Source organism: Chryseobacterium arthrosphaerae (assembly GCF_001684965.1).
Classification (GTDB): Bacteria; Bacteroidota; Bacteroidia; order Flavobacteriales; family Weeksellaceae; genus Chryseobacterium; species Chryseobacterium arthrosphaerae.
Genome location: NZ_MAYG01000001.1, coordinates 2,018,946 through 2,040,956, shown reverse-complemented (window position 1 = coordinate 2,040,956; position 22,011 = coordinate 2,018,946). Strand labels below are relative to the sequence as shown.

19 protein-coding genes are annotated in these 22,011 nt (G+C 36.5%); 6 read left to right on the top strand and 13 right to left on the bottom strand.

The window, feature by feature from the left end:
• The first annotated feature begins 66 nt into the window (after window positions 1-66).
• On the top strand, window positions 67-636 hold the full coding sequence (locus BBI00_RS09260) for a hypothetical protein (RefSeq protein WP_123902253.1): 570 nt from the start codon (window positions 67-69) through the stop codon (window positions 634-636).
• Complete coding sequence (locus BBI00_RS09255) at window positions 633-1,073, top strand: lysozyme (protein ID WP_065398491.1); 441 nt, start codon at window positions 633-635, stop codon at window positions 1,071-1,073. Before BBI00_RS09260 ends, BBI00_RS09255 begins: the two co-directional genes overlap by 4 nt.
• A gap of 49 nt (window positions 1,074-1,122) precedes the next feature.
• Here the strand turns inward: BBI00_RS09255 and BBI00_RS09250 are convergent, their stop codons facing one another.
• The 3 genes from BBI00_RS09250 to BBI00_RS09240 form a co-directional block, all read right to left on the bottom strand.
• Window positions 1,123-1,305 carry a hypothetical protein gene (locus tag BBI00_RS09250; RefSeq protein WP_065398490.1) on the bottom strand — a complete coding sequence of 61 codons (183 nt, stop codon included), beginning with the start codon at window positions 1,303-1,305 and terminating at the stop codon, window positions 1,123-1,125.
• Window positions 1,306-1,593: 288 nt separating this feature from the next.
• The gene (locus BBI00_RS09245; RefSeq protein WP_065398489.1) at window positions 1,594-2,199 is read right to left on the bottom strand and encodes a hypothetical protein; all 606 of its coding nucleotides are present in this window, start codon (window positions 2,197-2,199) and stop codon (window positions 1,594-1,596) included.
• A 282-nt stretch (window positions 2,200-2,481) separates the two neighbouring features.
• Entirely contained in the window at window positions 2,482-4,884 is a 2,403-nt protein-coding gene (locus tag BBI00_RS09240) for a hypothetical protein (RefSeq protein WP_065398488.1), read from the bottom strand.
• A 338-nt stretch (window positions 4,885-5,222) separates the two neighbouring features.
• Between BBI00_RS09240 and BBI00_RS09235 the strand changes: the two genes are divergently transcribed.
• Complete coding sequence (locus BBI00_RS09235; protein ID WP_123902252.1) at window positions 5,223-5,879, top strand: hypothetical protein; 657 nt, start codon at window positions 5,223-5,225, stop codon at window positions 5,877-5,879.
• Between the two features lie 68 nt (window positions 5,880-5,947).
• Here the strand turns inward: BBI00_RS09235 and BBI00_RS09230 are convergent, their stop codons facing one another.
• Complete coding sequence (locus tag BBI00_RS09230; RefSeq protein ID WP_065398486.1) at window positions 5,948-6,295, bottom strand: hypothetical protein; 348 nt, start codon at window positions 6,293-6,295, stop codon at window positions 5,948-5,950.
• 677 nt (window positions 6,296-6,972) lie between these two features.
• Between BBI00_RS09230 and BBI00_RS09225 the strand changes: the two genes are divergently transcribed.
• The 3 genes from BBI00_RS09225 (at window position 6,973) to BBI00_RS09215 (ending at window position 13,078) form a co-directional block, all read left to right on the top strand.
• Entirely contained in the window at window positions 6,973-8,154 is a 1,182-nt protein-coding gene (locus BBI00_RS09225; protein ID WP_123902251.1) for a hypothetical protein, read from the top strand.
• 19 nt (window positions 8,155-8,173) lie between these two features.
• The gene (locus BBI00_RS09220; RefSeq protein ID WP_065398484.1) at window positions 8,174-11,677 is read left to right on the top strand and encodes a T9SS type A sorting domain-containing protein; all 3,504 of its coding nucleotides are present in this window, start codon (window positions 8,174-8,176) and stop codon (window positions 11,675-11,677) included.
• 222 nt (window positions 11,678-11,899) lie between these two features.
• Window positions 11,900-13,078 carry a hypothetical protein gene (locus BBI00_RS09215; RefSeq protein WP_065398483.1) on the top strand — a complete coding sequence of 393 codons (1,179 nt, stop codon included), beginning with the start codon at window positions 11,900-11,902 and terminating at the stop codon, window positions 13,076-13,078.
• Between the two features lie 8 nt (window positions 13,079-13,086).
• Here BBI00_RS09215 and BBI00_RS09210 read toward each other — a convergent pair whose 3' ends face one another.
• The 9 genes from BBI00_RS09210 to BBI00_RS09165 all read right to left on the bottom strand — a co-directional run bounded on the left by BBI00_RS09210 (window position 13,087) and on the right by BBI00_RS09165 (window position 21,401).
• Window positions 13,087-13,575 (bottom strand): GNAT family N-acetyltransferase, encoded by a 489-nt coding sequence (locus BBI00_RS09210; RefSeq protein ID WP_065398482.1) that lies wholly within the window; start codon window positions 13,573-13,575, stop codon window positions 13,087-13,089.
• An 89-nt stretch (window positions 13,576-13,664) separates the two neighbouring features.
• Complete coding sequence (locus BBI00_RS09205) at window positions 13,665-14,117, bottom strand: GNAT family N-acetyltransferase (protein ID WP_065398481.1); 453 nt, start codon at window positions 14,115-14,117, stop codon at window positions 13,665-13,667.
• Between the two features lie 660 nt (window positions 14,118-14,777).
• Window positions 14,778-15,458 carry a hypothetical protein gene (locus BBI00_RS09200; protein WP_065398480.1) on the bottom strand — a complete coding sequence of 227 codons (681 nt, stop codon included), beginning with the start codon at window positions 15,456-15,458 and terminating at the stop codon, window positions 14,778-14,780.
• A gap of 301 nt (window positions 15,459-15,759) precedes the next feature.
• Window positions 15,760-16,008: a hypothetical protein gene (locus BBI00_RS09195; protein WP_065398479.1), complete on the bottom strand. Its 249-nt coding sequence runs from the start codon at window positions 16,006-16,008 to the stop codon at window positions 15,760-15,762.
• Window positions 16,009-16,011: 3 nt separating this feature from the next.
• Window positions 16,012-17,565 carry an anti-phage dCTP deaminase gene (locus BBI00_RS09190; RefSeq protein ID WP_065398478.1) on the bottom strand — a complete coding sequence of 518 codons (1,554 nt, stop codon included), beginning with the start codon at window positions 17,563-17,565 and terminating at the stop codon, window positions 16,012-16,014.
• Between the two features lie 115 nt (window positions 17,566-17,680).
• On the bottom strand, window positions 17,681-18,406 hold the full coding sequence (locus BBI00_RS09185; RefSeq protein ID WP_065398477.1) for a DUF5131 family protein: 726 nt from the start codon (window positions 18,404-18,406) through the stop codon (window positions 17,681-17,683).
• A 10-nt stretch (window positions 18,407-18,416) separates the two neighbouring features.
• Window positions 18,417-19,547: a three-Cys-motif partner protein TcmP gene (gene tcmP, locus BBI00_RS09180; protein ID WP_065398476.1), complete on the bottom strand. Its 1,131-nt coding sequence runs from the start codon at window positions 19,545-19,547 to the stop codon at window positions 18,417-18,419.
• Window positions 19,548-20,027: 480 nt separating this feature from the next.
• The gene (locus tag BBI00_RS09170) at window positions 20,028-20,816 is read right to left on the bottom strand and encodes a PhzF family phenazine biosynthesis protein (protein ID WP_065398474.1); all 789 of its coding nucleotides are present in this window, start codon (window positions 20,814-20,816) and stop codon (window positions 20,028-20,030) included.
• A 69-nt stretch (window positions 20,817-20,885) separates the two neighbouring features.
• Window positions 20,886-21,401, bottom strand: a complete 516-nt coding sequence (locus BBI00_RS09165) for a hypothetical protein (protein WP_065398473.1) — start codon at window positions 21,399-21,401, stop codon at window positions 20,886-20,888.
• Window positions 21,402-22,011: the final 610 nt, after the last annotated feature.

Below are 22,011 nucleotides of genomic sequence, written 5' to 3'. Positions count from 1 at the left end.
ATTGAGCCCTTTTAACTTTTCTTTTCCTGCATCAATCATGTCATTTCTCAACCTAAAAATAAACCGATGAAAACAAAAATTCTATTATTGATATTACTCAGCAGTCTCATGATGGGCTGCAGGAGTAAACATAAAATCACCACCACTTACAAAGAAAATACAAAAGAAAAGGAAAAAGTAAGAACCGATTCTTCAGGCTTCCGGAATATACAGTCGGTGCAAAGTAAATCCGATGAGGTATCGGTAAAGGAAAGTAAAGATGAGATATCCGGAGATCTGTTGATACAGGGTAAATCTGATGCGTCCAGCCCTTTTACTTTTCATCAGGTAATAGGCGGCGACACCATTCAAAGTATTTCTATTAAAGGAATGGCAGAATATTCAATCAGTAACCGTTACACCAAAGGTGACTACAGAAAACAGGAAACTAAAACAGAGGAATCTGCGAACAGGATTCAGGATTCTGCACGGCAATCTGTTTCCAAAGAAGCCATCAGGGAAGTGGATGCTAAAATTTCTGAACAAACAAAAAATATAAAACTGAATGGACTGGATGCTGCAGCCTGGGTTTTTATTACCATCATGGGAATCACTTTAATCCTTCTCTTTTTCACCTATAAATATTTTAAGAAATGAAAACATCACAAAAAGGAATCAATCTGATTATATCATTTGAAGGCTTCAGTGCTCAGCCTTATCTGGATTCTGCAGGAATTCCCACAATCGGATATGGAAATACCTATTATCCCGGCGGCAAGAAAGTAACCATGAAAGATCCGGCCATCACCAGGGAAAAAGGAGTAGAATTATTCTCCGCTGTTTTACCCACTTATGAAAAAATAGTGAATGCCAAAGTGAAAATACCACTGACCCAGAATCAGTTCGACGCTCTTGTATCACACACTTATAATACCGGAGGATCAGACGGCTTATTTTCTCTGATCAATAAAAAAGCAGGCGAAGAGGAGATCCGGAACTGGTTTACAAAGAAATACATTACCGCCGGCGGAAAAACTTTAAATGGACTGATCAGGAGAAGGAAAGCGGAAGCTGATTTGTTTTTTGCGAAATAAAACAATCCCCCAATTATCTGGGGGACTGTTTTGTCTGGAAAATCTGTGCCTACTTTATATCAATGTATTCTCCTAAAAGTTTTTTAATATCCTCGTATGATGCTTTAGTATCTAAAAATTTCCCGTCACCTGTTTCAATCCTACAGGCTCCGCTAAAATCATTGATTGCTATAATATTCGCAGTATCAAGATCTGCAAAAGTTCCGTCAGATAATTCAATTTGTATTGTCATAATTATATATATTTAGTTCGGTTCGAATATACAAACGCTTCAAACACAACCCTTACGGTTTCCCGTAGTATTATGAACTATATTCATGTAACGGTTTTACATCGAAATTTCATATTTACTCTAAGTTACATGCATAAAAATTTCTCCTCGGTTTCCCGGGAATTTTTTGTGATCAGGATCATAAATATTTAATAGCACCTGTATTATATTTGGCAACTTGAAAAATTCATATTTCTAAAATTTACACTTTCTGCCTCCCTTGTGGAGGCTTTTGTTACCCTGGAAGTTTTAATATTTCTCCAGATCAGAAAAACTCAGATCCTGGATTTTGGGTAATGACGCAATTCTGATCTTTTTTGTCCTTTTATTGAAGATCTCATCTGAGCCTAATTCCTGCTCAAAATGTAACTGGGTCTGTGCTAATAAATCGATTTCAGTTTCAAAGGTTGTATTTTTTCCGTTCCAGTATACACGGGATATTTTAATCAGTTCAAAATTATTCTGGTGGTATCTGAATTCATAGCAGCTTTTCTGGCCGTTAATATCAGTAAGCATTTTTAAGTTGCCATCTTCAATGATCAACATCGGAAGGGGATTACCATTATGTTTTCCTTTCTTATCAATCGGGTATTCACTTTCAATGAGTTGGGTGGAAGAAACTGCGAGATGGAGCTTTTGATCAGGCTGCGAGAGGAATATCTGTACCCTCAATGGCCTGGTTTCATCCTTTATATCCATTTCTATCACTACTTTGTCTTTGCGTTGGTCTTTATTCAGATCTCCCTCTTCATTTTGTACTTCGAAGGTATAATGATCTTTATCACCCGTTTTTTGGGCATACAACCCGATTGTTCCTGAAAGAAAAAACAGAAGAATTGGAAGAGATTTTTTCATAAGTTATTTTCTGATATGAATGTATCAAAATTTTCAACGCAAATTATTTACTTTAAAAACTTAATTCATTTACAGGAACTGACCATAGAAAGTAATGGCCGGCTGACGGATAAAAAAAGATTTGTATTGTATTGCTGATAACGGCATTTCTAAGAAATATAAAACCAGACAATGTGCAGAGATTCGAAGTATGATTGGGCTCATTTCTTTTTAATCAGATAGAGGTATAAAAAAATAACAAAGCCTTTCAGAAAAACTGAAAGGCTTTGTTATTAAATAATATTATTTGAAAATTTCATTCTGATAAAGAATATGATCATCTTCATCGAAGCTTATGATCTGCACTTTATATTGCTTCGCGCTGTCATTGTTGAAAAATTTAATTCTTGGCGGCACATAATCGCTGTCGAATAAATTGGGATTCCAGTACAGGGTTTCCCGGGTATCATTTTCAATTTTTGCCGGAGAATCGTCATCTATCATTTCAACAAGGAATTCCGAAGGTCTGTCATAGCCTTTTATAATGGAAGAATTATTGGTATTCTGGGTTGATTTTTCTTTATTCTTAGATTTCATATCGCCTTTTAATGTGTAGACGGCTACTGCATCACCTATCAATCCTGATCCTTTGATAATTTTTACCATAGCAATATTGATCACAGGAAGATTCGCAATCATCGAAGGGTCGGTAAGCACTTCATCCAGATAGAGTTTAGCCTGCTGGCCCCGGATATAAGGTACATTGACTCCCGAGCTGTTTCTTTGGAATGATAAACCGGCCGCCCTTCCCTGAAGCCAGTCTAATATATTGGCAGATCCGGAGACATGCTGGTCTTCATTCACGAAGTCAAATACTGTAGAATTGCTGGAGCTGAACATACCGGTAGACAGAAGCTTATCCAATTCTGCTTTTGGGTCTTTCTTTTTCCCGGTTAATTTTACCTGTTCAATTTGTATACCGGCACTCTCTGCTTTTTTTATGTTTTTTTGCGTGTTGATGGCTTTGGAAATTGTTGCAGGCAGGGTTTTGTTTCCACCGGTTTTTACCAGTTTATAATTTGTACCGGGCAGATTGCCTGTAAATGGTGTGGGATTCACCAATGGTTCTACAGTAACGAAGAGATTACCGGCATTGGTGTCTTTATTGGTGTCTGAATTGACAAATACTGAAACTTCCAGAGGCTCATCATTGCTGAGGTTATTTAAATAGATATATCCGTTCTGATCTGTTTTGAACTGATTGAAGGAAGGTTCATTCTTACCTAATTTCAACAATAAATTGACATTGCTGTTGATGAGCAGGGCATTATTTTTAATAGGCTTTACCCTGTAAGAAAGAAACTTTGGAGACTCTGTTTTGATAGAAGGAGCAGCACCGCTGAGCACGGAATTCCAGTCAAACCTTTTCCAGCTTTCAGAAATAAGCAGGGCGTCCAGGGCTTCACTATTGGCATTTTTAGAAAAATACTGTGCCGGACGGTCTATTTTTGTGGTAAAATCTCCTGTTAACCAGAGTCCGCTCAGGATATTCTCTTCCTCGGGCTTGTTGCCTCCGTCATCTTCACTTACCACTACAGTATAATTTTTAAAGTAAGATTCCGGGGAAAGATCAATACTGTTGAAAGATCTTGGTGTGGATTTTATACTCTGGCTTATAATTTCTGCTTTCTCAATCTTTAAATCACCGGGTTTTATAAAGCAGAGCCTTTTCGCTACCAGATTGTCCTGTTCATCAAAAATGGCTAATTGTAAGATCCCGTTAGCCCCGTTGCTTACTTTTACAGGAATAAGACTGGATGCTTCATTGGTAAGTTGCTTGATGTTGGCTTTGTAGGCAAGATGATTATTGATGGTTCCTACAATTTTATAATTTTGAAGCTGCTGTTTCAGGTTTGCGCCTTTTAAGGTATATTTTATCCCGTCTTTAGAGCTGATCACATCCAGATGGAGTCCGGTGTCTGTGGCCTGTGGCAGATCTATCGTTTTGCTTTTACCTGTATTGTCCTGAATGACGGCCTGGTATTTTTTTCCGGAAGCAGGTGTTATTGTAAAAGCTCCTACGTTTTTATCAAAAGATGTAAACGTTGTAATAGAAACATTGGGGTTTTGGGCATCGATTATTTTTCCGGACCAGCTTTCCGGCAAAGAGGTTTCGCTTGATAACCTTACGGCAAATTTCGTAGGGATGCCGGTAATAAAACTTCCTCCTTCGGGAAAAGCTTTTGCAGACCAGTCGGAACTTTTGGAGATGACCAATGATTCTGAAGAAGACGGATTATAGACAGGAATTGTTTTAACGATCTGAAAATCTTCACTGAAATTGGTCATATAAGGCGTGTAAGCTCTTACAAAATATACCTGTTCTGGAAGATCTTCTTTCAGCTGAAAATCCCCGCTGCCTTCACCATTGGTCAGAAGTACCGTTTTCCAGTCGATCAGTTTTTTATCAGAACCGTACAGTTCTACAAACAGGGTGGTAGACAAAGGAGAACGGTTGTAGCCGTTAAATACAAAACTTTTAAACCAGATTTTGTCACCCGCAGCATATTGTGATTTGTCGGTAAGCAAGTATACTTTTTCCTGTTCGTAATTATCCTCAAGATTGGTGATTGCTTTTTCTAATTTAGTTTGTGCCAGTACAGGTTGTACAGCAGAGAACAGCAATAGACAGAATATATTTTTCATAAAAACCTTAACGCATTTTAATTCATGGCTAATTTAGTCATTTAAAGACTCTGAAAATGATATTTAACCTCTTATTTTGAAAGGAAATCACAAAGGAATTCTTCATCATGATTTCTTTTCGTTAGAGTGAAAACAATATTTTTCTTAATTTTAAAAAAGCTAAAACATGAAAACAAATGAAATTTATTCATAGTCAGATAATTACTTTGAAATAATATGCTGAAATAAACCCGGGTTTATTTACATTTGCCAAAAAATTGACTTAATGTCGGTGCTATAAAACGGGTCTCTGAATCCAGATATTTCCCTTTACTGAACCTATAATGCAAAATAAAGCTATGATGAATGCTGTAAATATGAAACATGATATTTCTTATCATCTTGAAGCGAACCGTTTTATACTCTATTTGGAAATCACCAACCATAGTGGCGGGGAACGGAGGTTTTACTTCTCCAACGATACCGGCAGACTGGCCAGGAACGGAATAAGACTGTTCAATACAAAGAATGAGGAAATACAAGCTTACGAAAAAGCTTTTATATCACCTGCGTATACTACTGAACCGGTTCCTGAAAATAGACTGCTTCCCGATGAAAGACAGCGGTTCAAGTTACCTGCCAAGGTTTTTGAAGAAGAAAATGAACTGATCTTATCCTTCAAAGGAATCTCGTTCAGGGTTCCCAGGAATGAAAAATTTTATATCACTTTTGATTTTTTAGGAATACCTTCCAACAGGCTGGAAGTGTTCATTGAAATGGTAAATGACAGAGATATCCTGGAAAAAGAGGATTGGGAATATTATATTTTTGATCACGAAGGTACTATTCAGTTGTCTGTTCCGGTGATCTGGTCAAACCTGGGATTTGATGTTCTCTATACCTTAAGTGAATCTGAAAAGGAAGATTATTTACGCAGAGGTATTGAAGCCCTTGAAGGCAGGATAGAAGACATGAGAAAAAATGCGTTGCATTATGAAATGAATTCCTGGAAGTAACAGCAATTCTGAACGGTGACCTGATCTTAAATTGACATCAGAGATGGAGCATTGATCTCTGTTTTTATTTACGATAAGTTGTAATGCCAGACCCCCTCTAAAAATAGCATATACCTTCCCGGTTGATATTCTCCGTATGAAAAAAGGAAGATCATGTCATTGTTTTTGAGGTAATTAATTTCCAGTCCATCTTCGGAAATGTATTTTTCAGTAAAGCTGTTGACCAGATTGAATTGACTTTCTTTAACGATGAGGTCGAAGCGGGTATTATCTATTTCGTTTTTTAAAGCTGTTAAAGGACTATTGTAGAGATCAATCAATTTTATTTTTTGATTTTTAATTTCAAAAACTTCCTGCAGGCATTTTTCTTCATTTCCGTCAAATAATTTTTGTCTGGCTATTTCATCTTTTTTCATTAGTAAATTTTTGGGTTTTTCACGGTTTTTTTGCAATGTTAGATAAATTATTGTTATCATAAAATAAGAAGTTAATTTTTTTGAAGAAAAGTTAAATGACAATCATATTATTTTTCATACCCTATTTGAAGATCCATAATAAAAATATACTTTTGTAATCAACAACATAAAATGATTATAACCGATCATGTTGTTTTCAATAAAAAACTAAAAACCAAACTTCAAAACTCATCAGACCATGAAAACAAACAATCCATTGTATTTATCTTTACGAATACCTGAGAACTGAATTGTTTCAGACAGTTTAAAACAGCAGTAAATCCTCAAAATTTCCTTTAGAGCAGCAAGTCTTATAAAGCCTTATAAGGTTATCGCATTATTTCCGTACCTCAGAGATGAAGAGTATCCGGTATGAAAAGTATTACCATGATTTTGCTTTCAGCCCCGGATGCGAAATGCCTGTATTGAAATCCGGAGAAGATGGATGTTGTCAGTTATGCTGCTGCATTACTGTTATCAGGCAGGATATTTTTTATCTCAATATTGATTCATTGATTTAATTCCTTACACCATAAATCCTCTGCTTCGAAAAAAAATGGCAGGAGAAAGTGGGAACAGGCGGACTATTTTTTAAAAAAATATAACTCATATTAAACTTATTAATTTTTATTACTATTATGAAAAAGAAACTACTTATCATGGCCTTCACAGGCTTATCAGGTACTATGGCTTTTGCAGCCGATTTATATGTTAGAAACGGGGGAGCCGGTGGCGCTTATCCTACCGTAAGTACAGCAATTACAGCGGCCTCAGACGGTGATCGTATCATCATTCAGCCCAAAGCGAACGGAGAGGCTTATGTAGAAAATATTATAATCAACAAATCATTGACTTTTGTTTCTGAAACCAGTTATGCCAAATATATCATTCAGGGCAATGTGAGTATCAATCCGGCTACAGGAAGAACGGTTACGATCAGCAATCTGAGTTCAGGAAATTCCGGCAGTTATAATGTGGAGGCTACCTTTCCAATTGGTACAGGAAGAACCTTCCTAAATATTGTGAACTGTGATCTGCATAATGTTTTAACAGATAAAGTCAATTTCACAACCAATATTTCCGGCTGTACAATCAGTGGAAACCTGAAGTTTTCTCATGGAAGATGTACTGCCAATAAGGCGCTGAGCATTGCCGTGGTGGCTACCCAGGACAGCAGTCCTATAGGATCTGATATTGAGGTATATGGCAATGTATCCCATTCATTTATCTCAAATTCACAGCCCAATTATAATTTTAAATTTAACAATAACTTCTGTTCCGGTATTTATATTTATAATATCAAACCCGGAAGCTCTAACGAAATCATCAACAATACGGTCTATAATGCTTATCCCGCAGATTTCGCACCATTTTATGTCAACCTGGGAGTCAATAATACAAATCCGGGAAATATTACCATTATGAATAATGCCGCTTCTTTTGTGGTGGGGGCAACCAATTCCTGCATTCAAAATAAAAGCAATACCGTTAGCATTGCAGCCAGCTACAATATATTTACCAATTCTTTTATAACAGAAGGTAATATGACTCAAAACGACAATACCGGATCTGCGAGTCTGAACTTCGACACCGTAGCATATACTGTAGCCGGTATGAATCTGAATGCCGGAAACCCTGCCGTAAAATATACCGATTTGGACCTGACCAGAAACGATGCCGGACACTATGGTGGTTCTAACAGCTGGGCTAATTACTGGCCGGCCAATAACAACAATAAACCTCAGGTCAACTACCTTTCAACGCCAAGAACAGTTACCAGCGGAACTTTTAACATCAGCGGATCTGGTTTTTCTAAATAACATCTAATGATATAAGAGTATGAAAAATTATATCTATAGTATAATTGCCCTGTTTATGGTCATGCTGTGTCCGGCACAGGTATCGATCAGCCAGGCAGAATATTTCTGGGATACCGATCCCGGAACAGGAAACGGAACTCCGGTACTGGCTGCCGATGGCACTTTTGACGATGTTGTAGAACAGATTTCCCAAACAGATATTGCCACACCGGGTGTCGGCTTACACAAATTCTGTATCCGTATCAAAGACAATACGGGAGTTTGGGGACCGGTTTTTACCAATATTATTGAAGTTCAGTCCAATGAGGGATTTACAAAAATAGCTGTTTCTCAGGCAGAATATTTTTGGGATGCAGATCCGGGAGCCGGAAACGGGAATCCCGTACTGGCTGCTGACGGAAACTTTGACAGTGTTTTTGAGCAGCTCAGTAAAACAGGAGTTGCCACACCGGGTGGTGGTCTGCATAAATTCAGTGTCCGCATCAAAGATAATATGGGAATCTGGGGACCGGTTTTTACCAATGTCATTAATGTTCAGCAGACTTCAGCCTCTCCAATAATGGCTATTTCTCAGGCAGAATATTTTTGGGATACTGATCCGGGAGAAGGAAATGGAACCGCTTTATTAGCTGCTGACGCCAGTTTTGACAGTTCTTTTGAGCAGCTGACTGATGCCGGAATTACGTTACCTGCTAATGGCTTACATGTACTAAATGTCCGTATCAAAGATAATACGGGTGTTTGGGGGCCGGTTTTTAGAAATGTGATTGATGTTCAGACCACACCTTTTACAGGCTGTTGGAAAACCCTTATCACAAGAGTAGACCACTCGGTAGGGATCAAAACAGACGGAACATTGTGGGCATGGGGAAGTAATACAGCAGGACAATTAGGAGATGGAACCACATACGTGAGATCAGTGCCTGTACAAATAGGAACTTCAGCGAATTGGAAAAACGTTTATGTGGGCAGTAGACATACACTTGCCATTAAAACAGACGGGACGTTGTGGGCATGGGGAGATAATAAATATGGACAATTAGGAGACGGGACTTTAATTAGCAAAACGGCTCCGATCCAGATAGGAACTGCAACGGACTGGCAAAGTCTTAGCGGTGGAGCAGAACATTCAGTAGGGATCAAAACAGATGGAACGCTATGGACATGGGGACGTAACGGCTATGGACAACTGGGAGACGGAACTACAAATGCAAATACTATCCCGACACAAGTAGGAACGGCCACGAACTGGAAAAGCATTCGTGCTGCCAATTATCAGACGTTAGCCATAAAAACGGATGGAACACTTTGGGGATGGGGAATTAACACTTCAGGACAACTGGGAGACGGAACTTCAGTTTCAAAAAATATTCCAACACAAATTGGAACTGCCACCAACTGGAAAAGTATTGATACCGGAACTCAGCATTCGGTAGGACTCAGAACAGACGGAACATTATGGGCCTGGGGTTATAATAGCTGGGGGCAACTGGGAGACGGAACCACAATTTCAAAAAATACCCAGATCCAAATAGGAACTGCAACCAACTGGCAGACTGTAGCAGCCGGAAATGGTTTTACCTATGCAACAAAGGCAGACGGAACACTTTGGGCCTGGGGAAGCAATAGCTTTGGACAGTTAGGTAATGGTACATCCGGAGGAAGCGTTACATCCCCTGCACAGGTAGATTCCTCTTCAGACAATATGAGGGTTTTTGCCGGAGAAAGCCATATTCTTGTACAAAAGTTTGACGGTTTTGTGAAATCCTGCGGACGAAATGATAGCTGGCAGTTAGGTGACGGGACTAAAGTTCATAAAAATACTTTCACTCCTATGGCTTGTCCTGGATATTGTATTCCTCCGACAACGTCATTTTCAACAAACAATGTTACCTCTACAACGAATGTTACTTCTACAAAGGCTACTATTAGCTGGACAGAAGCTACAGTAACTCCTGGTCAGGGCTATGTGTATCTTTACAGTACCAGTCCAGCGGTTGGTGGTATTCAGGGAAGTGTTCCTTTTACATCAACAACGGCAGACTTGACGAACTTATTACCTGACACTACTTACTATTGGTGGGTAGCATCTAATTGTGGATTCACTCCGTATATCTGGGTGCCGGGAGGTTCATTTACTACACTTCCTACAACTGAAACAGGCTGTTGGCAAAGTGTGAGTGGTGGTGCTTATTTTACAATGGGACTCAAAACAGACGGAACGCTATGGTGCTGGGGAGATAATGCCAAAGGGCAGATAGGTGATGGAACTACAATAAACAGAAATACCCCAACACGAATCGGAACCGGAAATAATTGGGCGAAAATAGCTGCCGGGTCTTCTTTTTCACTAGGGATGAAAGCAGATGGAACGATATGGACCTGGGGAGATAATTATTACGGACAGTTAGGTGATGGTACTACAGCCAATAGAAATATCCCAATGCAGGTAGGAGCCGCAGCAGACTGGGCAGATATTGCAACCGGGGAATATCATACATTTGCTATAAAGGCAGATGGTACACTCTGGGGCTGGGGTTATAATAGATTTGGACAGTTAGGTGACGGTACAATTGTTAACAAAAGCATACCTGTACAAATAGGAACCTCAACAGACTGGCTAAGCGTAACCTCTTCAGAATCTCATACCCTTGCTATAAAAGCAGACGGAACATTATGGGGCTGGGGAGATAATGCCAAAGGGCAATTAGGTGACGGAACTACAATATCAGTAAGTTCGCCTGTTCAAATCGGAACTGCAACGAACTGGAAAACTGTTGATACAGGAAACGGTTTTTCGATAGGAATCAGAACAGATGGAACACTATGGAGCTGGGGGTATAATAGTTCGGGGCAATTAGGAGATGGAACCACAAGTCCAAAGAATATTCCGACTCAGGTAGGAACAGGAGTAAACTGGAAAAGTGTTAAAATCGGTGAATACGGTTCTGTTATTGCCATAAAAACAGATGGCACACTATGGACCTGGGGAAATAACAGCTGGGGGCAATTAGGAGATGGAACAGAGACGAACAGATCTGCACCAATGCTTATCGGAACTGCAACTGATTGGCAAAGCATTGAATCAGGAACTCACCATACACTTGCTATCAATGCTCAAGGATTTTTAGCAATCAGCGGCTATAATTTTAGGGGGCAGATAGGAGACGGTACTACGGTTCAAAAGAAAATCTTTACACCTGTTGCCTGTGGTACGGGTAGTGGGGCTGTAAACAAAGCTTCAGCTTTCGCTAAAGCCGGTTTAACGGTTGATGAGGTTTCTGTAAAGGCAGATCACCTGAAAGTCTATCCAAATCCGGTGCAGGATATCCTGACCGTTTCGTTTGACCGTAAGATTCTTTCGGTAATGGTTTACAATGCATCAGGACAGCAGGTACTTACGAAGACGATCAATGATACTAAAGGAAGCATTGATGTTTCCGGATTGGTATCTGGAGTTTATCTGATTACAGTAAATGCAGCCGATGAGGTTGTAAAAACAGTAAAAGTGATCAAACGGTAAATATGAAACTATGAATGCAAAACTGAGATGATTTGAAATCGGTTTGATCCCGGTTTCCTGAATCAATCCGGATGTAAAAGCAGCACCACTTATCTTTTTAAGTGGCGCTGTCTTTTATAGAGTATGGCACGGGTATAAATTGTATATTTAATTTTTTAAAATCATAAGAAGCCTGCAACCGGAAGAGCTGTAAAAAACTATTTAACCGATGAACAATACACGATGTCTTTCTATATTAAAAATATAACCCGATGCTCACTTTGTGGAGAGCTGATCGGCGGTTTCAAAGAATCTCTGCTATTACCTTACATTGCAGATCCGGATTCACCACTTGCTTCTTTTGTGAGAAACTATGTTCACCGCAACTGCTTTAATAGCTGGGAGGATCATGCTGACTTTATTCAAGGTTCATTTGAGTTGGAAGAAAGAATGATACAAAGAGGAAACTATGAGAAGGTCATTTTATATGACCGGTATTTTATAATCGATTACAGAAAACAGGAAAATGTTTATCATATCAGGGATTGCCATTCCATATCGGAGATCAGGATTAGCATTGGGCAGGCAGGAAAACTGGGTGATTTTTTTGAAAAAATAAAAACAGGTGCTCATGCTCAACTTGAGGTGGGAAAATTGATATTCACTGCGAAAGACAATGAGGTTATGATTGTTCATCATGACGAAGGTGAAATTGGGGATGAAATTACAATACCTCACTCCCGGATCAATGATTATATCTTTGCTTTCAATTATATCAGGAGATATAATGAGAAGAATGATCTGCTGTATTACTATAATGAAGAAGGATATGAAGGCTATGACCTGAGCGAAGTACAGCTTCTTGAACAAAAAAATGCTGACAGGGTAGAAGGTTTGAAAGCACTTCTTTATAGCTACGACCGGTATATTGCTTATCAGGCAATGCTTATTCTGGTCTCATGGGCTATACCGGAAGGATTTGAATTCCTCAATCGGTTCATCACTGAAAAATGGGCGGGAAAAGAAAATTTTGAACTCCACAGGCTCTATGGTGAAGATAATGTATATGATGTGATGGCAAATGCGTTGTATATTGCGACCTTTAATGGCAAAAGCGAACAGGACTTATATCCTTATATCAAACGGCTTTTAGACCTGTATGGCAACAGTTTCTTTGAATCAGATCTCAAGGAATTTCTGTTGAAGAAAGACTGCAGACCACTTTTCAGGGAAATAGAGCAGGCAATGAAAAATGCCTTACAAAATAAAAGACATTATCAGGCCAGCCAGTTATTTCCGGTCCTTGTTCATTATGAGAAGAGCATCTTTGATGAATATAAGGATACTTTTGCCTCTTTAATACATCTGGATAACAGAATTACATACAATATTGAGGAAGCCGGAAAAATTAGGGAAAAATGATTAAGTCATTAGGACTCCAGTCTGTAAATAAATTCCTCAATCTCTGTTTGTCTGGCATTCGCAAAACCTCTGTCAGTACCTATTTTTACAAATCCGCAATTTTCCAGAACCTTCTGTGAACCCAAATTGTCAAAAGCAACCCGTCCAAAAATAGGTCTGGTTGTTTCAATCTTCAGAAAATCTTTCAATGCTGTTGTGGCAATGCCTTTTCCCCAAAACTCTCTGTCAATCCAATACGTGATTTCTGCATCACCTTCCATGATAAATTTTGCAATACTTCCTGCGATCACAGAATCAGCCATAATAGTCTGGTTGTTGACCGTTGGATCAGCCAGTAATCTGGTGTACTTGGCCAGGTAAGCTTCTTTATTTGTAGAATCCTGTGACATGAAGGCTGCAAGATGTCTGCCTTCAGGATCAAGCTGAAACTGAAAAAGCGTGTCTAAATCTGCAATGGTTGTGGGTCTGAGCTGTATTTCATGTTGATTATTTTCCATTTCGGGTGATTGATTATTTTATTCTCAAAAGTAATGAAATATGGCGATGAAAAATAAACTTATGGTATCGAATTTAAGCATAAAATGCATCACGTTCCGGATACTTCCATGATCATGGTATATCTGTCAATTCCCTTACTGAAGCCATCCTGTATAATCTCTACCGTTCTGAATCCGTTCTTTTTATAAAACTCAGCGGTATGTTGTGACGTTTCAATAGTGTAGGGGAGTGAAGGATAAATCTTTTTTAATAAATCAATCCGGTATTGGGTAAAAGCCTTTCCTATTCCTTTTCCATGATAGTCTGCATGAACCATTCCCCAGGACAATCCCGCCCTGTTATTCTTTGCATCTAAAAAAACACCGCCACATCCCACTATCTGGCCACCTGATCGAACAACAAAATAGTCCTCATCAGTATGTTGATCTAAAAAGCTTTCGTAAAGCGGCAATTCTTCCATAGCAAAAAACTTAGGCAGATTACTTTTGAAGATTTCAATACAGTTTTCTCTGAAAATGTTGGTGTAATTGATGATTTCCATGCTTATTGGTTGACTGATACCAAGATACAGAAATTTTAATTATTATGATTTTGCTGTAACTTGTAAAACTTTCATCGCTACCGCACGATTGTATCGTGTGGTTTTTACTTCAATAACTTCCTCAAAAAATTTCTTATCTCTAGAATCTTGAAGGATTATATTCCGTAAGTTTTGTTTTTGATTAACAAGATATTTTCATTTATATGCAAAGACCACACGAAAGGATTCGTGCGGGAGCGGGATATTCCATTCTATTCTTCTTTACCCCCTTACCTAAGGGGATGAAACCCGTTGACCAACCGGGTAGAGACGGTTCAGAAGTCCCTCGAGGGGGTATGATAAGTGGGTAGAGCCCGTTAGATAACGGTCTGCAGGCGGTTTATAGGTTTCAGGACACACTGATATCATTGTCAAATACACTTATCTAAGGGTTTGTAGACAGTTCTTTAAGTGGTCAGAGCGACCAGGGAAGTAGTTGGAGATATTTCTGTAAATGAATCCGGACACTTGGGTAAGTATTGCAGATTATTTTTGAAGGGGGTGCAGACAGTTGGGAAAATCCTTCCGGATACTTTTGAAATGTCTGGAGGCTCTTAGAAAGTACCTTCAGCCTTTGCATTTGAATTCTATGTTTTTTATGAAAGTGCTGAACCAGCGTGGTTAATAATACTCAAATATTCTTTCTGTTTTTTGTTGTATTGCTCCCTGATCATCTGTTAATTCTTCATAAATGGAGTTGGCTTGCGGATCAAGCTTTACATTCTTATAAACGAGCTTAGATTTTTTTTGCTTAGTGGCATCTTCAAGAAGGGTTTCACTTCTCATTCCATTGATGTAAGTGTAAAAAATAGTGCTGTTAACCGGGGTTTCAAAGAAATTTCCGGTTTCTTCAGTTTTTATCAGGCGGTTATTTTTGTCAAAATAAAACAGCTTGCTAAGAGATATATTGTGAACAGGATCATTTGAAACTCTTTTGTATAGAGAATCTGAAACTTTTTCAAAATAACCTGTAGTTTCTATCTTCTTATTACCAGGATTAAAGGCTTCAAAATAGCGTTTGGCTTTGTCCTTAGATTTGTAGGTAATAATTTTATTGATAAATCTTTCCTGAGAAGGTCCGCTTCCGATAGCATTGTAATATTCTACTTTCGTAAGAAAACCCTCTTTGTCATAATAGGAAATATTTTTATAAATGTTATCCGGTGAATAAGTGATGATCTCTGTGATGGTTTTGGGATGCCCGAAATAGTTAGAAAACCTCAGGTCATTAATGATAGATTTTTCCTGACCACTTACAAGAACATATAACAGAATAAACAGATAGCTAAGTTTTGTTTTCATATAGTAAGTGTTAGGGTATTCTATAATTTCCGTTAAGCCTCAAATATAAGTAACTCTCTCCGATATTGATGCATAGCGCAGATTTTTGTTTGAAATAGAATCCCATCGCTACCGTACGATTGTATTGTGTGGTTTTTACTTCAATAACTTCCTCACAAAGTTTTTTATCTTAATAAATTCTACAATCTTTGAAGGACTATATTCCGTAAGCTCTGCTTTAGATTAGCTGGATGTTTATATGCTAAGACCACACGAAAGGATTCGTGCGGTAGCGTAGGAGATTTAAGCATTTTTATTTGACTTAAAAAGATTTCGAATTATTAACAATAAAATTAATTATTTCAGTTTCTCTCTTTTTCTTTATTATATTAATACAATCATCAATTTTTATTATTTGAGCAATCTTATGATGCTGTTTTTTTATCTTTTCATGACGATGATTCAGAGCAATAACAGTTCTATCACTAGAAAGCATATTTTCTGATGAATAAGAATAATTGAAATCAAATTCTAATTGAATTGATTCCTTATCTGTTATTTTTTTATCCATATTTTAAGAGTCTAATGTTAAGACAGCCTGTTCTTCTAGAGTTGATAGTGCTTGAAGAGATTTACTACTTTTGGGTTTCGCAGTTTTATGATCCTTTTTTATGAGATCCCCTTTTCTTTTTCTATCGGCTAAATTAGTAAAAAAAGATAAATACTTGTTAGGAGATATTCCGTCAAAAATTAGAAGCTTAACTTTATCATTAGAATCTTCATTCTCTGTCATTGCATCTTCGTGTAATGTAAGACATAAACTTTTTACATATGGCTCAATATAATAGACTTCTTTAATGCCTGCAGCGATTATATGTCTTGCGCAATTATGGCAAGGATATGTAGTACAAAATAGCTTTCCTTCTAAGATTTTATTTCCTGTTGTTACTGCTCCTTGTATAATTGCATGCATTTCTGCATGGACAGATCTTGAAAATTCAATTAAATCTTTAACCTTAGTATTATTTATGATATTCTCTCTTAATAATGACTCAATATTTGGTATTTCTTGTAATGTTTCAAATTGAGAATCTGATAGTATTGATGATACTATATTATCTACAACGTCACTTTTTTGCTTGTCATTACTACAAAATTCATGATTGAAACATCTATGATCAATACTAGAATCAGTTGTATACAAATTACCACCAAACTTTGGAACATCATTCCAGCCAATTGAAAGAATATTATTTTTATCATCAATTATGCATGCTCCTACCTGTCTTGATAAACAGGCGGAATTTCCAGCAGCAGCTTTTGCATTATACATTGCAATTTCTTCTATAGTAGGTGTTACTATTGATGTTTCAAAAATTAAATGTAAAAATCTCGATATTTTACGTTCTATTTTAGGAACATTATCTTTTGAGATCCGAATAAAAAAATCCCCTTCTACAAAAGCATCTCGCACATTTTGCCCATAATCATCTTTCTGTTTGTCATCTATCTCTATTATTTGAACAATTTCAGTGTCCTCGAATTTTTTTGATTTTAAATTTGATTTTCTGTCATTAAGTGGAGAAAAGAGACTGATGGAATAAAAATTCTCGGAATAAATTTTTCTTAGTAATAATAATTCTTTTTTTGTTTTAATTGAATCAATAATATAACAAACTCTTTGTGATTCAAAATCAGTTGATTTTGGATGCGAACCATCTTCTTTTTTTACTTGTTTGACTCTTTCAATATGAATTTTTTTTACTGCATATTCGGCTAATCTTTCATTTGTGTTATATTTTCTAATAATATTGCCTTTATTAATTTTTTCAAAATATTTTTTGAAAATAGGAGTTCCGTTTGGAATTGGTGGCATGTCGTTTAATTCTTCAGGCGAAAAATCATATTCATCAATAAAGTCACTCATTTTTATAATGTGAACTTTATAATCATATTCCGTTTCTAATTTATACTTCAATTGTTCAATAACTCTTTCTTTTAAAGAACCAATTGGTGAACAAATTGCGAAGAGTAGTTCTTCTGTTAAAGTATTTTCAAACTTTTCTAAGGTTGATGAATTGTTTTTAGTTTTAAAAAGTGGTTCTAGTTTGTAAACAGGCTCGCCCATATTTTTTTGTTGGTTATTAATTATATGTAATGGGAAAAGATATTAATCCCATTTGTTTTATTGAAATGAATATGCTTTGATGTAATTTATAATATCAAAAAATAATATTTAGTTTTTATACACTACGTTGTAATTCAATTTCAGGCATTTCATCATAGGTTCTTCCATTTAGAATACGACCACTTGCTTTTTTGTTTTTTCCTCCCCACTGTTTAAAAAAGAAAGCCACTTCATTTTTTTCACATTGCTCTTGAATATCTATAACCCAATCTGCATCAATTGGTCTTGGCTTATGACCACTTTCGCCCCCAACAATGACCCAGTCAATTCTTTCAAGATTTAAATTTGGTAATGGTCCAATTAAAGGTTCTAATGATAGAAATTTAACTCTCGCATTTGTTTGTCTTAAATAATCAATTCGTCCTTTTACTTTCTCATTTTCTACAGAAACTCCCATCCAAATATTATGAGTCCATTTCAGTTCAGCATGGAGTTCTAATAATCTTTCTGCGCGCTTTGTCAAAATTTGAAAAACATGTTGAGGATTATTATTCATTACTTTGAAAACTTTCTTTATAAAATCAAGAGGTATATCTTTATGAAATAAATCACTCATCGAATTTACAAATACAACCTTAGAATTCCTCCAAGTGTAGGGGATTTTTAAGGCTTCTTCATGTGTTCTGATCTCAAAATTATCTTTATATTTTTCGATACCCATTGACTGTAGTCTCTTGGACATGATTTCGGCATAGCAAAATTTACAACCTGCTGAAATCTTATCACAGCCTGTCGTAGGGTTCCAAGTCATTTCTGTCCATTCTATACTAGATTGTGCCATTATTGTATTGTTATTTTAAAATATAGTAGACCTTTTTTCTATCTTTTGTACCAGCTTTAAAGTATTTTATATAAAATGATCTTTTTCTAGCTTGTAAATTTGTATCTGTTACAACTACTTCCAATAAACCACGATTTTGCCAGTCTGTTAGTATTTCAGTTGAATGTTTAGTTAGAAAGCCAGCTTGGAGAGTAAACTCATACAAATCATAATTAAATTTTCTTTCAGACTTTAAAAATATCTTTAAAAGTTCTTCCAATCTATTAGTCTTTTGGTCAAAAAATAATGAGGGAGTATTGCCAGAATATTCCCATCCTCTTCCTTCTTCTGCATCAATTTCCCACTTGGACTCTAACATTTTTTCAAATCCTTTGATATGTGATGTAAAGAAATACAAACAAAAAACTGTATTCTCTTCTTTCTTAAGAGTAAAATTATCAACAAAATAATCATTCCCTAAATAATTTTGAAATCCTTTTTTTAAAGAATAAATAAAATCCCAAACATTATTTAATATTTTTACTTCTTCATTAATTTGTAGATCAGAAATGAGAGTTTTTAAAACATCTGGTGCTTCTTTGTCTGCGAATCGATACATAAATTGTATAGGAAGCCATAATAAAATCTCACTTTTTTTATGTGTTCCTATCAATTCTTTAATATCATTAGCTTTTAATTCTTTATAACCATAAGGATCTATAAAAACAAAAGCCTTTTCTTTTTTATACTCTCTAAATTTATTCTTTAAAATTTTTATTTCATCTTTATAATCATTATTGGTAATAGTTAAATTACCAATATTTGGATAATGTAGTTTTTTTTCTTTAATAACATTTTCAAGAATAATAGTTTTCATTTCTTCAATGTCATTAAAAAAACAATCTATTTTTGGAAGCTTAGAATCTTTTTGATTAATAACACTAAAAAAAATATCTCTAACATTTTTTAATGCTACTAATGGACTTCCATAACCACCATTTTCATATTTGCCTTGTCCACAGAAAAGATCATAGATATAAATTTTTTCAGTAAATCCGTCATTACTTATAATGCTTAAGTATCTTTTTAAATATTCTCCCAGTAATCTGACCTTAGCTTCAGAGTGATCTAATAAATTTGATTTTATATTTAACTTATTCATGGTTTTAGGAGTGTTAATTTTGCTTCAAACATGCATTTTTCAAATATACAAAATACATTATTTCATGGCTTTACGGTTTTCCGTAAATGGCAAAAATAAAAATCTTCTGAAAACGATTACTAAGTATTTTTACGGAAATTTTAAAGCTTTCAGAGAAAAGTCTTTGAAGTTCATGCATAAAAAAATCCCATCGCTACCGCACGATTGTATCGTGTGGTTTTTACTTCAATAACTTCCTCACAGTTTTTTATCTTCTAGCATCTTGAAGGATTATATTCCGTAAGTTTTGCTTTAGATTAGCTGGATGTTTATATGCTTAGACCACACGAAAGGATTCGTGCGGCAGCGGGGTTAAGCTAAAGAGTTAACGCAAAGATTTATTACTATCATTTTCCTGCTAAAATTCAGCATACTAAAAAATGAACTTTGCGTTTAAAAAAAACTGTTCTTCCTCCAATCCTTCCGTCTGATCAGAGTACATTATTCTATCCACAGATGTCCTATTGAATATGTTCTGGCTTTACCGGCCACAATTACCCTTTCATTTTTGTTTTCACAATAAAGCTGGCCGCCTCTTTCAGAAAGCTGGCGGGCAAAAAGTGTATCTTTTTCCAATCTTGATGACCAGAACGGGATGAGTGAGCAGTGGGCAGAACCGGTTACAGGATCTTCAAGAATGGAAGACTGCGGGGTAAAATATCTTGAAACAAAATCACTGTCAGTACCTGCTGCTGTTACTACAACGCCTCCGGGGTCCAGGTTGATAAGGTCAAAAACGGATCTTTCAACACTGATTTTTCTGATGTCGTCTTCAGACTCATATACCAAAACATAATCTCTTGACCGGAAGACTTCTTTTGGCTGTATATTGAGAGACTGGGCAATAGTGTCCGGAAGGGTAGAAGGTTCAGGCATTCTTGACGGAAAATCCATATAATAAAATCCGTCTTTTATATCAACGGTCAGTTCACCACTTTTGGTTTCAAAAATGATTCTGCTGTGCTGATAGTTTAAGAGGGAAGCCAGGCAGTGGGCGGTAGCCAGAGTGGCATGTCCGCATAAATCCATTTCAATTTCAGGGGTAAACCATCTCAGATGAATGGTATTGCCGTTATCGATAAAGAAGGCTGTTTCTGCCACGGCATTTTCACGGGCTATTTTTAAAAGGATCTCATCGGGCAGCCAGCTTTTTAATGGAACAACGCAGGCAGGATTTCCATGGAAAATCTCTTCTGTAAATGCATCTATCTGATATAATTCTAATTTCATGATGGGAAAATTTAAGTCTGTAATTAATTAATAAAGATGAAAAATAATATTTTGTTTGGGGTTGATTTTTTACAACTGTTTCTGCTTTTTAAACACGGAAAAACCCTCCGAAGATTCCTCTCTTCTTTTTGTTTTTGAAGCGAAAAGAGGATGCCCGTTCAATAATTTCATAACAGCTGATTCGCCATTCCAGCTCGGGTCTCTGTCCAGAAAATAAAAAACGGCGCCATCACTGGTTTTAATTTCAAAGAAATACGACGGAAATTTATTCAGCGTGTTTCTTACAGGCATATAGGTAAGTTCTTCTATTTGCCCGGAAGAGTAGGATATTCCGTTAATGATGAGGCCGTCATCTGTCAGGAAAACATCGGCAGGGGGAAGATTTTTTTCCAGCATCCGGTATTCTGATACACATATCAATATGAAAAACAGAAGGGCCAGTATATTGGGAAAAGCCAGTTTCACAGGATCATCTTCCTCTTTGCTGATGCAATAAATCAGTATTGATACCACAAAAACAAGAATAACAATGATACCATATCTGAAAAAGAAGAATTTGAAATAACCTGGATTTAATTTTTTCATGAATAACTAGTGTTGGCCTTCCTTACCATTACGTTCAGTTGGCAAAAAATGGATTAAGTTCTATAAAAATACGAAAGTTTATTATAATATTTCATCTGATATTTCTCAGTAATCTGCCTGAAACCTGATGCCACTTTCTGATGACCGGGCTGAAAACAATGGGGCTGCTTGTATAAGCTACTGCAACTACAGAACAGAGAGGCCGTAAAACTTGTATGCGAAATAAAAAATAATAAATTTTGAGCGCTGTAATTCAATAAGTATCATTCCGTTGCGAAAAAAAATAAAGTTTACTGCAGCTACAGAATGGAGAGGTCGGAAAACTTGGATTTGAAATAAAAAACAATGAATTTTGAGCCCTGTAATTACAGAAAATATCATTCCATTTCAGAAAAGTAAAGTCTGCTGCAACTACAGAATAGAGAGGCCTGAAAACTTTTATAAGAGCGAAAGAAAGATGAAATTTGAGCGCTGAAGAATGTGAACCGTCACCGGGGCAAAAATATATACGGAGCCAACAGAAAAAATATAAATGCTGTTGCTGGTCTCAAATAAATTGCAAAAAATGACAGCCATGTGGTCTTCCTGATGATGATCATATGAGTAATTC

What these genes read in the sequence shown, in the direction of transcription:
- BBI00_RS09240 (WP_065398488.1), bottom strand. Translation starts at nt 4,884, where the DNA reads ATGAAAAATATATTCTGTCTATTGCTGTTCTCTGCTGTACAACCTGTA.
- BBI00_RS09235 (WP_123902252.1), top strand. Translation starts at nt 5,223, where the DNA reads ATGATGAATGCTGTAAATATGAAACATGATATTTCTTATCATCTTGAA.
- BBI00_RS09200 (WP_065398480.1), bottom strand. Translation starts at nt 15,458, where the DNA reads ATGAAAACAAAACTTAGCTATCTGTTTATTCTGTTATATGTTCTTGTA.
- BBI00_RS09185 (WP_065398477.1), bottom strand. Translation starts at nt 18,406, where the DNA reads ATGGCACAATCTAGTATAGAATGGACAGAAATGACTTGGAACCCTACG.
- BBI00_RS09255 (WP_065398491.1), top strand. Translation starts at nt 633, where the DNA reads ATGAAAACATCACAAAAAGGAATCAATCTGATTATATCATTTGAAGGC.
- BBI00_RS09225 (WP_123902251.1), top strand. Translation starts at nt 6,973, where the DNA reads ATGAAAAAGAAACTACTTATCATGGCCTTCACAGGCTTATCAGGTACT.
- BBI00_RS09245 (WP_065398489.1), bottom strand. Translation starts at nt 2,199, where the DNA reads ATGAAAAAATCTCTTCCAATTCTTCTGTTTTTTCTTTCAGGAACAATC.
- BBI00_RS09250 (WP_065398490.1), bottom strand. Translation starts at nt 1,305, where the DNA reads ATGACAATACAAATTGAATTATCTGACGGAACTTTTGCAGATCTTGAT.
- BBI00_RS09220 (WP_065398484.1), top strand. Translation starts at nt 8,174, where the DNA reads ATGAAAAATTATATCTATAGTATAATTGCCCTGTTTATGGTCATGCTG.
- tcmP (WP_065398476.1), bottom strand. Translation starts at nt 19,547, where the DNA reads ATGAATAAGTTAAATATAAAATCAAATTTATTAGATCACTCTGAAGCT.
- BBI00_RS09205 (WP_065398481.1), bottom strand. Translation starts at nt 14,117, where the DNA reads ATGGAAATCATCAATTACACCAACATTTTCAGAGAAAACTGTATTGAA.
- BBI00_RS09195 (WP_065398479.1), bottom strand. Translation starts at nt 16,008, where the DNA reads ATGGATAAAAAAATAACAGATAAGGAATCAATTCAATTAGAATTTGAT.
- BBI00_RS09210 (WP_065398482.1), bottom strand. Translation starts at nt 13,575, where the DNA reads ATGGAAAATAATCAACATGAAATACAGCTCAGACCCACAACCATTGCA.
- BBI00_RS09260 (WP_123902253.1), top strand. Translation starts at nt 67, where the DNA reads ATGAAAACAAAAATTCTATTATTGATATTACTCAGCAGTCTCATGATG.
- BBI00_RS09165 (WP_065398473.1), bottom strand. Translation starts at nt 21,401, where the DNA reads ATGAAAAAATTAAATCCAGGTTATTTCAAATTCTTCTTTTTCAGATAT.
- BBI00_RS09215 (WP_065398483.1), top strand. Translation starts at nt 11,900, where the DNA reads ATGTCTTTCTATATTAAAAATATAACCCGATGCTCACTTTGTGGAGAG.
- BBI00_RS09230 (WP_065398486.1), bottom strand. Translation starts at nt 6,295, where the DNA reads ATGAAAAAAGATGAAATAGCCAGACAAAAATTATTTGACGGAAATGAA.
- BBI00_RS09190 (WP_065398478.1), bottom strand. Translation starts at nt 17,565, where the DNA reads ATGGGCGAGCCTGTTTACAAACTAGAACCACTTTTTAAAACTAAAAAC.
- BBI00_RS09170 (WP_065398474.1), bottom strand. Translation starts at nt 20,816, where the DNA reads ATGAAATTAGAATTATATCAGATAGATGCATTTACAGAAGAGATTTTC.